Here is a 16,885-nt window from a genome sequence, read left to right on the forward strand (position 1 = left end):
GAGATGGGCCCAACGCCGTCGGACGGCGCCTTCGTACGGCTGGTCCGCAGAGGTTGCTGCCGCTTTACCAGAGCAGTCAACTCACGCTAACCGATACAGAGCGACCATTGCGCCGATCTAAATGGGCGATGACAATCTCTCAAACAGCGCAGCGCCAAGGACACCGACGACTTCATGAGAAGTGACCCTCAAGCCGAGCAATCATTTGTTGGACGGACGGGCCGCGCTGGGTCCCATCGCGAAGGAAATCGAGTAGTTCAGTCCTGAGTTCCATGCCAGCTTGACTAGCTCCGACTACGCTGGACCATGGGGCGTACAGGTGATCAGACCTGCCACCCGTCGTGAAGCCGACACTTTCAAAGAGCTTCTGTAGCTCTTCCTGACCGGGGGCGCCGGCAGGCATGCTTCCCCGACCAAGTGCTGACAGCCTCGTATAGCGACGCGCCTGCAGAGTTCTGCCGTCACCGATATGCGACGGGAAGAAGGCACGAAGCGCGCGTCGCAAGCAGGCTTCCGCATCGCTCATTGCTTGCACACTCCTCGTGCTCATGCCGCTCGCGGCGTCTTCCTTGGCAGACCATTCGCCATGAATTAACTGGGTTACGGCAACGTCCGAAATGCAGTCTTCGAACACGACCGGCGGCCCATAAGTGGTCTCGCCGTAGGCCGCCACGTCCTGGAGGAGTAAGTTCTTGTCGCCACTGAATGTGCAGTCAGCGAACTTCAGCGCCGGTTTCTTATTAGACCTAGTGTTCTTGATCCTCACCTCGGTCAGGTCACAGCCTTCAAAGGAAATTGGACCTTCGCAATCGACCAACTCGACGTTCGCAATGGCGCAGTTTTCGAACGAGACATCACGCAGGGAGACGTCTTGGAGTCGCACGTTGGAAACGGACGAATTGACGAACCGGTTGCCGTCGAGGAAGAAGTCGCTGCCGCTGAGCTCACTGTTGATAGCGAAGCCCGTGAACTCGACATCTGTAATCTCCGCCAAGGGCAGCGGAGGGTGCACCGGGGCAGACAAGCTCTCATCGCCTACTGCTGCCCGCAGAAACCATAGATTGGCGCTCGCCGACTCACGGCCGGCTGCGATCGCACGTTCGAATGCCCGCCGCCATCGGTCATTCACGACGTCCTCGTTGAGGGCGGACGGCAGGAGGGACTCAAAAGCGTACTTCGCTTGTTGAGCCGAGGCGGCCAACTCCAAGGCCTCGTCAGGATCCAGGTGACCTAGCGAAGTGCTGGCGCTAAAGATCTGGGCCAGAAGGGCGCAGCGTATCCAATCGCTTAGGAACTGTGGGCGATAGCCTCCAACTGCCTCCGTGGCGTAGAGAAGAGCGTGTTTCGCGTTCTGCCGCGTGATAGCGACAAGAACCTCCGGTGAGTTGACGGGGTCAACATCGAATGCGCCCGGCACGAGCTCGTTTGGCGTCGGTGCCATGGCCCCGAGTGGCGCAGAGGAGAGCACAGCCAACCCCTGCAGCGCCCGCATCTGGTTCTTAACCGAATACTCGTGAGCGGCGATGGGGTCCACCTTTGATGCTTCTCGAATGCAGGCGAATACAGCCGCGCTGAGGCAGACGTCCCAGACTCGGGGAACAAAAATCCTGTCGTCTTGATGCAATGACGCGCGGTTGCCGGATCGACGACCGATGGCGATCGCCGCCAGGCCCTGGATGAAGAACAACGATGGCTCCTTCGCCACCTCAGGGAAAACTTCGAGGATCCAATCTACGATGTCATCCCTCTCGCGGACGACCTGCTCGTCAGCCGGTCTGGTGCCGATCAGCTCCTCGTACTCCTCCGGCAGCTCGATTGCACCGGTAGCTCTGCTCTGCGAGACGAGGCGGTCGAACACGGCGCCCACATAAGCCTTGAAGTCGGCACTGCTGGCCTCGGGCAAATCGACGCTGAGGATTGTCCAGTCTCTGCTGTCGAGATGACGAGCCTCGGTGCGTCGGCCAGAAAGGATGACGACCGAGTCCGGCGAGCCCAAGCGTTGGGTGATCAACTCGAGCAGGTCCCGAATGAGGCTCTTGTCGTACCGCCCGGCGACCTCGTCAATTCCGTCCAGGAATACAGCGACCAGTCCAGACTTGACGGCCCGAACCAATCGGTCCGCGCCCTCGCCGACGATGCCGATCAGCTGGGTGATGCTGTCCCACGCAATACCAGCCGTGAGAGGCAGCTTCCTCAGCGGAATGAAAACCGGCAGCTTTCCTCGCTTGTCCATTCGCAGCCTTTGGGCTGCGGATGCCAGCAAGACAGTCTTGCCCTTCCCGGCCTCGGCTTCGATGAAGGCCAGACCAGAACCCAAGCAAACGTGCTGCGCTAATTGATCCGCGGCGTCAAGCTTCCGCTCGCCCTGCTGATCTACCAACGTCATTCGCACCGGTGCAATCCCCAGCGCGCTGATGGGTTCCAACGCCTCAGTGATCAGCGCCTCCTGTGAGGCGTCAAACGTCGAGGGAAGGTCGAGAAGCTTGCGCAGCGCCATTCTCACGGTTTCAGCCGTGCGGCCAAGTCCCAGTGCGACCCGCTCCTCGTCGGTCGGAATCCAGTCGACGAGTACGTAGTGGATAGCAACGACACTGTCCTTCAGGGGTGCCTGGGTGATGCTCGTCGCTCCCTTCAGCTGTTCAGGTGTTGAGATGGAAGGGTCGCTGACGAAGATCCATAGCTCGCCCTCCAACTCGATGGCACGGGCGCCCGGCGCAAATTCGTCAAGGCTCATCTCCAACGTGCGTGCGATGGCCGCGGCAACGTCGAATTTTGTCTCGTCCATGGTTTCCCTCTTTGTGTGTTGCACCGGCTGGATTGACCCCCGCTCTGCGGCCATCCTTATCGCTCAGTTTATGTCAGGTGCCACGGTCCACTTACTCCTTGCGCCAATCAACCAGTCGCTGACGTGCCAAGGCCGAAATGTCAGCAGTCATGGCCGGTATGGAGCACGGGCAAAGTCTGGAATGGGATGACCCGACATTGGAGGCCCGGAACGCCGGCAGCTCGGAGACATCGGCATCGTATTCCGGTAGACGAACGGGATGCGCGCTCTTTTATGGGCCGTTCTGTCAAGCACCGTAGGCGCGAGTCCAGCTGGAGTACACCGGAAAACGCATCGGCTACGTCCGGGTTTCGAGTGCGGGCCAGAACGATGCCCGGCAACTGGATGGCGTCGAGTTGGACAAGATCTTCACGGACAAGGCGAGCGGCAGGGACACCCATCGACCTCAGCTTCAGGCGATGCTCGACTACGTACGCGAAGGCGACCACCTGTTAGTGCACAGCATGGACCGCCTTTCACGATCCTTGAGGGACTTGCAGGATGTGGTGGAGGCGCTGACGGCCAAGGGGGTGTCGGTGACGTTCATGAAGGAACGTCTTACTTTCGCCAAGGACGACAGCGATCCGATGTCGATGCTGATGCTTCAGTTGCTTGGCGCCATCGGACAGTTCGAGCGGTCTCTGATCAAGGAACGCCAGCGTGAAGGGATCGCAATCGCGAAGGCCCAAGGGGTCTACAAGGGGCGTAAGCCAGTACTCGACGCTGACGCCGCCAGAACGCTTCGGGAGATGGCTGCCCGGGGCGTACCCAAGGTGGACATCGCGGAGACGCTCGGCATCTCCCGTGCCAGTGTGTACGGGTATCTGAAGGCATGACGAACTGGGCCACCAGCAGCGAGCAATCAGGCACTACAGCGCCTACAGACGGCTGTCGAAGTGACCGTGCAAACGGTCTCTCTATTCATCACGCCTTGGACCCCGGCCCGCGTTGGCGCAATGCCCACAAGTCGTATGCGGCCGCGACTATAAAAATGGCGTTCAGCCTTTCTCATCAAATTTGAGTAGATCTTTCGGCCTAGTTGACGCGATCTCGTGTTTTGAAAGTGAGTAGGATCAGCACAGGGAGAGCGTCATCTTTGCCTGCTTGGCATGGAGGTGCATATGACATATCGCTCAGCGATTTTTTCTGCCCTTGTGGCGGCGTTTTGCTGCGGTAGTTCCGTGGCACAACTGCAGGTAGATCCACTGGTAGATAAACAAGCGAAAGCCTGCTTAGCCCCCAACCATTGCGCCGCACCCGTAGTTTCGTCGACTGGACTGATCTTGATCCAAGCGCAGAAGCCGCCTTATACGACAACGATCGGTTGCAAGACTGGGACGCGCGTTAATTGCTCCACTGCATGGAAGTGTTGCGATAAAGGGGGCTCATGCGATAGTGATGGCTTCCCGCAATGCAAATGAGTTGAGGCCTCAGTTCGAAAAGGCTTCGCCTATGAGGTGCTGCTGCGGCCAAGTTGGAGCATGCCGGACGAGGATCCGCAAGGATTTATAAGCTCGATCAGGTCCAATCCTCCACTGGCACATTTACTAACAAATTTCAGCGGGATGGCGGGACGGCTTATAGATAGTGGGATCACAGTACGGTGCAACACGTTCGGTGCACATGTCCAAGCATTACCGCACGGTGCAGTGCCCGTGAGTTGGAATGACAACATGTAAATGGAGGGGTCGTGAAAATTCGACATCTGCTTTGCGCCGCGTGTCTACTCGCCCTTTACAGACTAGCGTTCGCCGCTGACTACGGATTTCCGACCCCCCTGCGCTTTGCCGCAGGCGTTGATCCAACCAATCCGACCGAGCCATTTCCATATTGCTTCGACTATCAGGAACGCCGCGTTTCTGGATCGAACGCCGCCTCATCGTTTCGCGCGACCATAGTGCAAGACCGACGGCAGTTCTTACGAGAGCTGAACGTGTCCGCCTCAGCCTCTGGCTCCTACACATTCTTCAGCGGAAATGCTTCCACCACGATTGACGAGCGGTATGCTTTTACGTCTGACTCATTAACCTGGATCGTCCTATTTCAATCAGATCTCGGGCGGAAGGAGGTGTTCGGGGAAACGCCGAAACAATTTGCGCAGGATCTGCTAGACGCGGGCCGCCACTCGGAGTTTTCGACAAGGTGCGGCACGGAACTGGTGATTGAGGAGTACCGGATCGTAACAGTCGCTGCGGTTTTCACGCTCAAGAACCTTTCAACGGAACAAAGGTCCTCGCTGGCCGCGAAACTTAATGCGTCGGCCACCCTCACGGCGTGGAGTGCGAGTGCAAGTGCAAGCTATCGGAGTTTTGTAGAGGAAGCATCGCAATCTTCGCACATCAACCTTGAAGTAGTTACTGTCGGCGGAAGCGGCGTGGCTGATCTGGCGCCGCTGTTCACGGACTTGGGCGACCTTCAGCAGGTCAGCGACATTCTTCGCTCCTACGCATCAAAGATTAATTTCGACAATGCACAGGCCACCAAGTTTACGACCACAAGCATGAAACGCTACGGATGGAATGGCGCGGCCCTTGACATTGGAATCCAAGACATATCTATTGGGGACTACTATCTGTTGTACAGGGACTCCGAGATCATCAAAGAACGTGCTCGATCTCTTTTGCAGGAGTTTTCCGCCGGGCGTATCTCACTATCGGCCAGTCAAGAAGTCGCACTGCGTAAAGCCTTCTCAGACAGCGACAAGTTGATGCGTCGACTCATTGTTACTGCAAAAGCGTGTCGTAAGGATGAAGCATCTTGTGTCCCCGTCTCCCAGTTGCCTGTCCTTCTGGCAAGTTGGCCAAAAACAGATCCTGTCGGAATCCTCGTGCAAGACGGAAAGCGGCTACGGTGCGATTCGAACGGGCAATTTCAAGACCTGCAGGCGCTATTCACATGCACTCAGGAAGTTCGATACCTCGCATTCGCACGCTGGGGTGACGTCGCCGGCGTCGACGTGAAGGACCGATTCGGTCAAACGGTAGTCCCTGTCTTTGGTGAATTACAGGCGTTGGCAGATTCATACGAAGCCATGCGGAAAAGAGTTGGACCGGACCTGACGGAAATCAAATTCCTAGAGATGGTTTCTGGGGAAAAACTGAGTTCCCTCGCCGAAGCGCAGACCAAGGGGTGGAGCGCGCGGGTGTTGACAGTCACCTTCCTCTTCGGTGCGCAGAGCGCGAACACCAGTGGGCTAAGGACCACCTTGAATTTTTTCTTCACAACTGGAACGGGATTGCGTACAGAGCGTCAGCTGTTTATGTATTAAGGAGAAAACATGAAGAAATTTCTTTACTTGGTGCTGGCGCTTTTAGTGCTTGGTGAGCACGCCTACGCCGCGGATAGCTGCGTAAGTGCTGGCCGGGACGGGAGGCAATTGATCGACGATACATACGTGCCGAAGATCGACCTATGGATTAGGGTGAGTAAAGGAATGCAAGACAAAGGATTGGATCCGAGAAAATACCCGGTCATTATGCCAGACGGCAGCATTGAGATCTTGGATTTGATCGACGTGGTGCAAAAATTGACCAATAAGCGCGTGGAAGGCTATCAAACAATTGGGGACGCCGAAAGCGATTGCGAAAAGAAAATCAAGCCGTATCAGCAGGTCACTGATGCTGCTACCTTCGTTGCAACGGGAGGTCTTTCTGCAATTCTTCCGAAATCGATGACACACGTGGATGCGAGCCAGTTTTTAAGTGGCAAACCTTTGGGCCCTGATAACGCCTTGATTCCTCAACTAAGAGAGCAACTCTTAAAAGGTTTCGGTATCGGAGGGGATGTCGCTTGCGCTATTCGAGATCCTCTGCGGGCCGCTCGTGGACAGTGTTAAAACAACTTGCGGGGTCGACGATGAAAAAACTTTGCATTTTTCTGCTGTCGCTACTGGTGATATGGGAGGTGAAGGCCCAAAATGTCTGTGCGGCGGAAGCTGGCCGAGCGGATCAAGCAATACGAGAGCAATATCAGCAGACAATTGATTATTTCTTGAAGCTCGCCGCTGCCGCAAGGCTTAAAGGCATTGATCCTAGACGTTTTGCACAAGTTATCAATGGGCAGGTGGAGATACTGGACCTTGTGCAACTCGCGCAAGATGTCTCCCTTAAGCGCGATGAGGGCATCCAAACCGTGTATGCAGGTTTCCAAGCCTGCCAGCGAGGCGTGGCGCCGTATCAGGCGATTATTGAGCCCACTATGTTCTTTCTTAGTGGTGGATTGAGCCAGGTTGTTCCAGACAAGGCTTTGCACATCGATGCCAGTAACCTTCTGGCTGGCACTCCGTTCGGCGGCCCCAGCGCACTTATCCCACAAGCCAGGGAGCAGATCTTCTCTATGTTGGGTATCGGGGGTGACGTGGCATCCGTGATTCGCAATCCGTTGCAAATAGGCCCCGGTGGACCAGTTCGCGCCCCTTGGGTGCCCATGTTAGGGCAAGGCATGCCAAACATAGGTCTACCGAATTTGCCGCCGATCGGGATAACACCGCCAAATGTTGCACTGCCAAATCCACCGCCCCCCATCCAGTTGGGTAATGTGGGTGGGCATAGGGTGTGCATTCCGTGGTGCTGATTTTGCACCCTAAATGTCACATGCCTTTCCACATGCCGCCCTGTCGCTTTTTCCGAACCAATCTGCGTATTCAGGGCATCGTGGACGCTGTTTCAGGCTGATCGTGGACGACGTTTCAGCCTGATCGTGGACGATCCCCGGTTGCGCGCGGGTGTCTTGACCGTGGGCATGCTGGCGGATTTTACGGCCTGCCATGCCTGCCACCAGGTGCGCCTGCACCTCGAAGCCGGCCTGCCGGCGACAACCTCGCAGGGTCAATCCGGCTCCTGCTGCGTTCGGCCAATCCTGCGATTCCTTCGCGCTATCTCATGAGGGTGAACCGCAACCACGACGTCAATGTGCAATTCGCCACGTTGACCACGAGCTCGGCCACCTGTTCTTGGGGCATCTGGGCAGCGACAAGTACCTGAACATTCCGGATCGCCCGAGGCTCGAGCACAGACAGCGGGAGTTGGAGGCCGAATCCGTCGCCTACATCGTCTGCGGCCGCAACGGCGTCGAGAACAACTCGAAAACGTACCTCGCCGCCTATGTGAAGGAAAACACGACTGTAGAGACTGTAGAGACCCTCGACTTGTACCAGGTCATGCGCGCATCCGGGCAGGTTGAAACCTTGCTTGGGTTGGCGGCGCGCGCCAGGTTCGACCGGCCAAGCAAGCAAGGCGCAGGCTTGTTGTCTTGACCGGAGCGTCATTCAAATGGGCTTGGGGATCTCAGACAACTGCAGGCATGCCTGCCGCTAAGCGCCATTGGTGCGGATCACCTCCGCGTCGGTCCGTGAGCGCCCTTCCTGGGCCGCTTGCCCGGTTTCGCCGGTGACTTCCGAAAGGATCTCCAACGTCATCTTCTTCGACGGCACGTCGACCAGCGCTTGACGACCGAATCCGTACCGGTAGGGTCGTGATGCTAGCACCGTGGAGACAGTGCTACTGACGAGCAGCGCAAGCTACCCATGCTCACGGCTATGACTGGTTCGAGTAATGCCGCGATGGCAGACACTCGAGGTGACCAAGAAGACCACGACGCCGACGGCAAGTCGAAACGCGGTGCTGAAGTACATTCCAGCCGCGTAGAGGATTCCTCGTAGCAGGTCCCACTTGAGCGCAATCGCCAATGCCGTCGCCACGATGCCGCTGGGCGACATCACCCAGAGGCCCAAGGCACCCGCCAACCCCAGCGCGAGGAGGGCCACGACGCGGTCACGCGCGGTGCGAGGATAAATTGCGGAGCGGCCCAGCCTCCAAGGCGAGAGCATGAAAGCGAGAGTGCCGTCGGCCACCGCGCCGAAATGCCCACGGACGGGCACGCGCGTGACGCTCGTCGGGGGAGTAACCAAGGGATTTGCGCTCGCCATGGTTCATGCTAGCAGCGCGCCAAGTCGAAACGACCGATTAAAGGCGGCAGACCGAAGTGGGCTGTGAGGGATGATGTGCGCTATCGCACGACTGAAGGCCTTGCGTGGCCCGACCCTTGCGCTTGCCGGGCGGGGCTACTCCGTCGTCGGGTTAGACCTGTCGACAAGGGAAATCGAACGGGCACGGTGCGAGGCGCACATTCGCGGTTTGGCCGCCGACAAAGTCGGCGACATGCGCACGGCTCATGCGGACCATGGTGCGGGATATGACTCGTCATTTCGTGTGGCAACTCGGTCCCGCATCTGCTGACGGACAACGACTTGAAGCTTGCGGCGCGCCAGTTCCTCGCGTGCTTGTGGCCCGGCGGCAGATGCGTCATCACGGTCGGGGTCTATGGGATGGTCACCGGTGTCGCCGGGACGTATGGCAGGATGCGGGCCACGAGCGGACGGTCAGGCAGTCAAGAAAAAAAGACCGCTTCCAGACTGGGTGCAGCCGCTCAAACTCCGCCGCCGACTGACTGAACTCGACCCGTTTTGAGCTTTTGGTTCGCCGACTTGGCCCCCCAACGAGGAACATCGGGAGCAGGTCAAGCGCAGCGTCAGGAACGCATGGGCTCCCAAGGAAGATTGATAGGGTGTAATGCGTCTGCAACGCTGCACCCTTGGACGAGCAATCAGCCCCCCATTTGGAATCCTCTCGGATGCGCTGATGGTCGTAGCTTGTTGCCATCCCCATGAAGCAGCTATAAATGAACCTATCCAGACCGGAGCAAGATACAGATGCGTTTTTTTCCTTCAGAACCGGACATAGCGACAGTCTTCAATCGCATTCGAGATGGTGACATTGATCTGCAGCCGGACTTTCAACGCAATGAGGTGTGGCCGGTAAAGAAGCAGCAACGACTGATCGATTCGATCCTGCGTTCATGGGTCATTCCGCCTATCCTCCTGATCTCAAACGGACACCGCTTGCAGGTTCTTGACGGTCAGCAACGGCTTGCGTCGATCCGAGACTTCAAACTGAACGAATTTGCTGTCGACGGTGCGATTGAGCCCACCAACCCGTCGATCCAAGCGTTGCATGGATTCAAATATTCCAGCCTTCCACCCGAAATTACGAAAGCGTTCGACAGGACGTCGCTTCGGATGTACGAAATCGCTGACTTCTCGCCAGAAGAACCAGCAGAGATCTTCTTTCGGCTAAATCAACCGACTACGTTGACGTCAGCGGAACGGAGAAACGCTCTTTTTGGCCCCGTCAGAAATCAAGTTCGCGACTTGGTGGACATGTTTGAATCTAGCGGTGAGGCGTCGAAACTTTTGGCATTTAGCAATGCCCGCATGGCCTACGACGACGTGCTGGCGAGATTTGCATTCACTCTTGAAGAGCGGACGCTGAGGAAGAGGGTAACCGAGGCAGCCGTAAGTCAGATGTACCGCCGACCGGAGCCGCTCGATGGAGAAATCTGCGAAAAGCTGGATCGATCACTGAGGCTGCTGCTCGGTGCGTTGAAGGCTGCCGCGCATGCCGGAATGACGAGAGGGCTCAGACTCAACAAGGCGGCCTTCTATTCCTGGTTGATGTTCTTTGCACGGTTGGACGCCACGGGAGACCCTGGCACCACTGAGCGATTCTTCGTTCACTTCGAGTCAGTTAGAGCCGCATTTCACAACCTAGATGACGGCATGGAAGCGGTTGCTTCACAGCCCGGCTCGTTCCCTCTGCTCCTTCTATTCTCCGACCGCGCGACTGCTCGCGTGTCGGATGTATCTTCGGTCCTATTGAGGGATTTCGCTCTCTGGGCCTCATGGTATGAGTTCTCGGGAGGCACTCGTGGAGGTAGCTTCGATCCTGCTTACCGCGAGATTCCTAGGCTTCTGAGCGCGCTACGCGGTGTCAGACCGGATCAATATGAGCCCGAGGTACTTGCATTCCTTGACGAAGTCAACTGGGGAGTGAGTCTCTGATGCGAAAGGCCGCGATAGATCGAGCATGGGAGCAGTGTCGCGATGTCAACCGTTCCCGACTGGCAGTCGGCGAGATCGCATTTCCTTTTGGCGAAGAAATCAAAAGTCTGGTTGTCAGTTCTCGAGTAGCGGCGTTTGTCGGCAAGAATGGAGCTGGGAAGACATCGCTCTTGCGAGCACTTTCTCAACTGCTGGCACTAGGTCAAGCTTCAGCGCAGCGCACGATCGTTACCTCACTTTCAGGTCGATATAACGGAAAGGGCTTCCGGGTACCGGAAGCACAAGGAGAAGTTCGGAACGCGCCGGCCGCGCTGTTCATCGATGCATCCGCCCAGGCGCATAGACTGCTGGAGTTCTTCAGAGTCCAGAAGGACCTTCCCGAACTGCTCGCATCGTATGGCTTCAAGCGAATTACTCAGACTGAAGCAGTTCCCTTCAACTTCCTTTGTGGGCGAACATATGAACACATCGAGATTGCCGAAGTGGAAGGTCCCGCTCCGACATCGGCCATCCTTGCAGAACAAGTCGAACCAGAGATCGTGCCCTTCTTTAAGGTCCGTTTCGAAGGAACAGATTACGACACACTCTCGATGGGATTTGGTGAACTGTGCGCCTTCTACGTTATTTGGTCGCTGAACCGTGTGCAGAAGGGCTCGGTAGTGCTATTCGACGAACCGGACTCGCATCTTTCGCCGGTGGCGCGCCGGGCGCTTTCAAGCGTTATCGCTATGCTTGCTGCGGATCGGGAGTTGTGGATAGCGTTTAGCTCCCACTCGACGGAGGCATTGGAAGCATTGGACGACTCGGAGTTGTTCCTAGTCGATTCCTCACAAGGTTCTTCATCGCTTCCGGTTTCGCTTGCCGGGGCGAGGCGCCGCACGTTGCGGGCGCTCGGGATCGCCCCGGTCAAGAGGCTTCTGGTGGCAGTAGAAGATATCGATGCTGAAGAGGTTGCATACCAGATCCTGAATAGGTTCGCGGAGGATGTGTCGGGCGCGGTGGACATTCAGAAATTCGTCGCGGGAGCCACCGAAGTCGTCCGCTTTGTGGATGCCTTCCCAGCCGAGTCCCGGATCGGTCAATGTGTTGCCTTGCTCGACGGTGACAAGCGAGCGGATTTCTCCACGAACACGCACGTGCTTTATCTCCCTGGAACCGCTGATCCCATAGCCGCTGCTCGTAAAGTCGTAACGGCAGATCCGTCGCAGTTCGCGGCGCTGTTGGGGGTCGCGGTCGAGCGTCTGACCGCAGCATTGCGAAGCGTTCACGCGGCGGATCATCATGACTTTTGCTCGGCATTGCTCGAAGAGCTTCGCCTTGAAGGCATTCGAGTTCCTGGAGTTCGTCGGGCGCTGGTCGGTGCTTGGCTATCTGACGAAAGTACGGCGGTCGAAGCGCAGCGCCTTGCTGCAATCCTAGTTGAGCTCGTTGACAAACTGCCGTTCCTTGATTGGAGTCGCAGCGCTGTTAGGGCTTGAGGCCGTGTCGATTCGGCATTTCATGCCATCTGATTTGACGCCGTCCTTAGCGCCGCTCTTGTCCGACTGCGTGAGGTTGGGGTCCAGCGACAGCCGACTGCACTGGGCTGCATAGCGGTCGCCGGCGATTCCAGAGCGAGGACTGCGATGGCCCGTTGCGGTCGGTTGGATTGCGAGCATCGACGACTGGTCTGCGCCGGATCGTTGCCGATCGCAGGCAGCGTCGCGGCGCGTCTCTAAGGGCAGCCGTACCGCAATGCCCCTAGCAACTGTCTCCACAGCCTCGATCACGCCCGGGTCGTAGCGGTGCGTGAACCCGACGGTTCCAACGGCGCGGAAGCACTGCAGACCGCAGGCGTTCGGACTGCGGTGCATGAGACACTAGCCGGCTCACCAAAGAGGCAGGAATGACCCTACCGACCGATACCGCTGGACCTTTCGACGTCAATACCGACGACTTGGCAAAGATCAACGCGCAGCAAGCCGTGGATCTTTTTCGACAATTGTTGGTGATCGAGGCTGCAAGGGTTGGCGTTCCCATTTCGGGCGTCGATGTTCCTGCTGACATCAACGTTGCCGATGGCGGCATCGATGCTGAGGTTGCAACCCTGTCCGGGTCGCAACTGCCGGGCGGCCTGATCTCGACCGGTCGAACTTGCTACCAGATCAAAACCGGCAAGTTTTCGGCTTCGACGCCGTCAGACATCCGCTCCTTGCTCGTGCAGCCCAAGTATGTGGCCGGTGAACACCAGCGCACCAAGGAGCAACTCCAGCCTCGCGTGCTCAACTGCTTCGAGAGCGGCGCCACCTTTGTGGTCGTTCTCTTCGGTACGGATCTGGTCGGTACGTCTGACGACCATGGCGTGAAGCAGATCAAAGACTTCATGGCCGCCATCGATCCTGCATTCGGGGCGGTCGACGTTCGTATCGTCCGTGCCAACCAGTTGTGCGCTGCCATCAAGATGCTCGCGCCCGGTATCGCCTTGCAGCTGAACCGGGTGGAGGGCTTTGACCGTGCTGTGTTCCAAGACATCAGCTTCATGGCGGAATGTTGTGACCTGGAGTTCGGCGGTTACCAGCCCACCGCGGCCCTGACGCTCGCCGCGGAGCAGATCACCCAGGTCGCTGACGGATTGAGCGGGTTCAAGCACGTGCGCGTTCTGGGCGATGCAGGCGCAGGAAAAACCCATCTCATCTACCGCGCATTGAGTGAGTCCAAGCTCAAAGGCTGTGTTCTGTACTGTCGCGATCCCGAGGATGCCGTAATGAGCAGGCCTCTTGCGACGTTAACGAGAATGGCGGCGGACACGACCATCATTCTGGTTGCCGACGAATGCAGCCTCGAAACAGCCGAGGAGCTGACTGCGCTCTTCAAGCGTCGGGCGAGCAAGATGCTGCTGCTGTCTGCCGACAATGTGGCTGAGTCCACTTCAGCGCATGCCAACGTGGAGCTCATTGACGTTCCGCCACTGGAGCAGACGGTGATCGCGGAGATTTTTAGAAGCTACGACATCCCCGTTGACGGTGCAAACTGGCTGGCAACGCTGTGTGAGGGGTCGCCCCGTGCGGCGCACCGACTTGGCCAGTATATGAAAGCGCACCCTGAGGAGCAGCCGGCGCAGCAGTTGGCGCACTTGGATGGCTTGTGGGATCTCGTCGTCTGCGCCCCTCACAAGGTCGCGTCTGCAGAGGGACGAGAGAAGCTGGCGGTAATCCGTACCCTCGCGCTGTTCCGGCAGGTCGCATGGGAGACAGCGGAAGGCGCAGCGACCCAAGGTGCGGTGCTGGCAGTGCTAAAGAAGCTGGACAGCGGCTTCTCCCCGCACCGACTGGCCAGCGCCGTCGAGGCGCTGCGACGCAAGCGGGTGCTGCAGGGCATTCGAACGCTGCTGATCTCGCCCAAGCTCCTGCACGTAGCCATGTGGCGGAGTTGGTTTGACCTGTACTCGCCCATGATCGATGTGGTCGCGCTGCGCGATGACCTCGGTGTTGGCCGTATGCGGGATCACTTCGACGAGATGCTCACATATGCCAAGGAGTCGCGTGCAGCGACGGCGCTGGCCGATCGGCTCATGGGTGACGGTGGACCTTTCGCTTCGCTGGCGGGCTTCAGCGCGGCCGGGGGCGCAAGTCTTTTTTTCGCAGTAGCGCAGGCTAAGCCCAAGGTAGCCCTGCGCCGATTTGCCATGGCCTTGGGGGCGGAAACGGTCGAGGTTCGCAAGGAGTTCATAGGCGACGGGCGCCGCATGGCCGTGCACAGGCTTGAGCAGCTGGCGGTCCCGGCCGAAACCTTTTTCGAGGCCGCGGACTGCCTGCTCCTGTTGGCAGAAGCCGAGAACGAAAGCTGGTCAAACAACGCGACTGGTGTATTCGTGTCTCTGTTTGGGCTGGGATATGGCCCCGTCGCCGCGTCCGAACTCTCGCCTCGCTCGAAGACGGACTACCTGCGCCGCTTACTGGCGAGCGATTCGTCGTTCCGCAGGCAGATCGCCGTGCAGGCGTTGAGCAAGAGCCTGGATCCGTTCATGAGCCGGACGGCCATCGACGAGGTGATCGGCCTCAGGCGCCTGCCGGACCGTTGGCACCCGAAGAACTATGGCGAGCTCTTCGATGCATTCGCGGCCCATGTTGCCTTGCTCGAAGGCGCCATCGGTACGCTGCCTCCAGACGAATCAATCGCGGCGGCCAAGGGCATTCTGGAGCATGTTCGCAGTCTCGTCTGCATGGAGACGCTCGGCCCGACGATCATCGCCTTTCTGCGCCGCGCCTCGACGTTGCCGGGGTTGCGCGAGGTGACCATCGAAGCGGTGGTCGCCACTCTCCACTACGAAGGCAAGGAGCTACCCGAAGAGATCGTCGCGCGGCTTGAGGAGATCTGCACGGAGCTGACCGAGTCCTCCTTCTCAAACAAGCTGCGCCGGCGAGCAGCCATGAAGCTCATCGAGGACAACTTCGATGCCGACGGCAACTTTTCTGACGCAGTCAAGCCGGAGCTGGAGCAGCTGGCCGCGGATGCTTTGGCGGCACCGATTTTGCTGGAGTCTGAGCTTTCATGGCTGGTGACCGAAGAGGCCAAGAACGGGTACCAGTTCGGCGTGGTTCTTGGCCAAGCTGATAAGGATCATGCGTTATGGAGCGTGATCCGCGCAGCATGGGTCGCCGCGGGTCCCGACCGCTCGGACTATTTCATCGGTGGGTATCTGTCCGCCCATCATGAGAGCCGCGCTGAGGTTTGGGAAAAGCTCGTGGATGAGCTTCTCGCGGACCCCGTGTTGCGGCCCTCGATGATGGGGCTGATCTGGCGCTCCGGGATGACCGATCGCGTCGCTGCGTCGCTGCTTGCGTTGGCGCGAAGTGGCGAGATTGATGTGAAGGGTTTCAGGCTTCTGACCTACGGAGGCATCATCGATCAGTTGCCGCAGGATGTGTTGACGGGGGCTATCGACCTGCTTTTGGATGCGGGTGATGCGCAGGCGATGGAGGCAACGCTGGACATCCTGCTGGGGAGGTTGCGCGGTGCGCCGGGAGAGATTGGCGTGCTGTCCCGCCGGATCGAGCGCACCCTCAACGCTGCATCGTTCGTCGAAGGCGGGGAGCGTGCCCTCTCGAGCAACATGCTTCAGTACCAATGGAATGCGCTTGCCAAACGGTTTCTTGGATTTGACGCTGACCGCGCAGCGCAGCTTGCGGTTCAGTGCATCAGGAGTTTCGGAGCCGACAACAGCGTGACGGCCGGTTATCACCCGGAGTCGCTGAAGTTCCTGACCGACGCTGCGCAAGCGAAGCCAGATGTCGTGTGGGCGGCCATCGCACAGCGTTTGATCGAGCAGCGGGGTGGGGTTACCACTTGGTGGCGCATGCTGAGTTGGTTGCGAGGCGGCCGATCGCAGCGTGATGACGGTGCGTCGGTGCTTGACGTCGTTCCGGAGGGAATAGTTTTTGAGTGGGTCGATGCCGACACTGTGTACCGAGCCAGGACACTGGCGGAGTACTGTCCGCCCTACGTTTCCCAGCCTGGTGAACCGACGTCGTTCGCACGGCGGCTACTTGAGCGTTACGGCGATATGGAGGATGTTCGGCGGTGCCTTCACGCGAACAACTTCACCGATAGCTGGGGCGGGCCAGCCAGCGAACACTACCGGCGCAAGCTGGAGGCGGTCAACGCACAGCTTTCGATCGAGACGAACGAGAATGTCCAAATGTGGCTGGAGGAACATAGGGAGCGGCTCGAGCACAGCATTCAAAGAGAGGTCGAGCGCGAGTTGGACGAGAGCGAGGGCTAGTTTGGCGCAGGCGGTGGCATAGCAAACGAGGCCTTATCCTATGCAGCGAACGGCCAAAATCTCTCGCGGTGTGACGGTCGCCATGCGCTGGTTCGTTACGGGCAACGCACCTGCTGGCGTTTCGGCCTATTTAAGACTGCGCTGCGAGAGTCGCCGCCAGCTAGGAAGTCAGGGTGCTCAGGGACGCTGACGCGACTGGTAGTCTGATCGTCTGATCTCGGTCAAAAAGCCCACACCGTTCTGCGTTCATGCAGCCGGAACCTGAGCGGCATGGCGTCGGCGTTCCTCGCCCCGCAAGTTCAGGGATCGCGACAACGCCGATTCCAACGGCTGCTTTCGGCCCTACCGGCCATCCACCGCCAGATTCAAGCTGACGCCTCTTGGCCGACCCCGGCATGTCGTG

10 protein-coding genes are annotated in these 16,885 nt (G+C 58.4%); 9 read left to right on the top strand and 1 reads right to left on the bottom strand.

The window, feature by feature from the left end:
- Positions 1–172 precede the first annotated feature (172 nt).
- Complete coding sequence (locus tag AC1DYK_RS23845) at positions 173–2,785, bottom strand: hypothetical protein (RefSeq protein WP_478168537.1); 2,613 nt, start codon at positions 2,783–2,785, stop codon at positions 173–175.
- A gap of 332 nt (positions 2,786–3,117) precedes the next feature.
- Here AC1DYK_RS23845 and AC1DYK_RS23850 point away from each other — a divergent pair, with 332 nt between their 5' ends.
- From AC1DYK_RS23850 to AC1DYK_RS23890, 9 genes are all read left to right on the top strand, one after another.
- Entirely contained in the window at positions 3,118–3,660 is a 543-nt protein-coding gene (locus AC1DYK_RS23850; protein ID WP_478168582.1) for a recombinase family protein, read from the top strand.
- A gap of 638 nt (positions 3,661–4,298) precedes the next feature.
- On the top strand, positions 4,299–4,412 hold the full coding sequence (locus AC1DYK_RS23855) for an LCI fold-containing protein (protein WP_478168538.1): 114 nt from the start codon (positions 4,299–4,301) through the stop codon (positions 4,410–4,412).
- A 102-nt stretch (positions 4,413–4,514) separates the two neighbouring features.
- On the top strand, positions 4,515–6,092 hold the full coding sequence (locus AC1DYK_RS23860) for a hypothetical protein (RefSeq protein ID WP_478168539.1): 1,578 nt from the start codon (positions 4,515–4,517) through the stop codon (positions 6,090–6,092).
- A gap of 9 nt (positions 6,093–6,101) precedes the next feature.
- Positions 6,102–6,659, top strand: a complete 558-nt coding sequence (locus AC1DYK_RS23865; protein ID WP_478168540.1) for a hypothetical protein — start codon at positions 6,102–6,104, stop codon at positions 6,657–6,659.
- Between the two features lie 20 nt (positions 6,660–6,679).
- On the top strand, positions 6,680–7,396 hold the full coding sequence (locus AC1DYK_RS23870) for a hypothetical protein (protein ID WP_478168541.1): 717 nt from the start codon (positions 6,680–6,682) through the stop codon (positions 7,394–7,396).
- A gap of 193 nt (positions 7,397–7,589) precedes the next feature.
- A complete protein-coding gene (locus AC1DYK_RS23875; protein WP_478168542.1) occupies positions 7,590–8,078 on the top strand; it encodes a hypothetical protein in 489 nt (162 codons plus the stop codon).
- Between the two features lie 1,455 nt (positions 8,079–9,533).
- On the top strand, positions 9,534–10,721 hold the full coding sequence (locus tag AC1DYK_RS23880; RefSeq protein WP_478168543.1) for a DUF262 domain-containing protein: 1,188 nt from the start codon (positions 9,534–9,536) through the stop codon (positions 10,719–10,721).
- Positions 10,721–12,199 (top strand): AAA family ATPase, encoded by a 1,479-nt coding sequence (locus AC1DYK_RS23885; RefSeq protein ID WP_478168544.1) that lies wholly within the window; start codon positions 10,721–10,723, stop codon positions 12,197–12,199. The genes AC1DYK_RS23880 and AC1DYK_RS23885 overlap by 1 nt, the downstream gene beginning before the upstream one ends.
- A gap of 407 nt (positions 12,200–12,606) precedes the next feature.
- Entirely contained in the window at positions 12,607–16,482 is a 3,876-nt protein-coding gene (locus tag AC1DYK_RS23890; RefSeq protein ID WP_478168545.1) for a hypothetical protein, read from the top strand.
- Positions 16,483–16,885: the final 403 nt, after the last annotated feature.

The organism is Variovorax sp. P2_H12 (assembly GCF_056403395.1).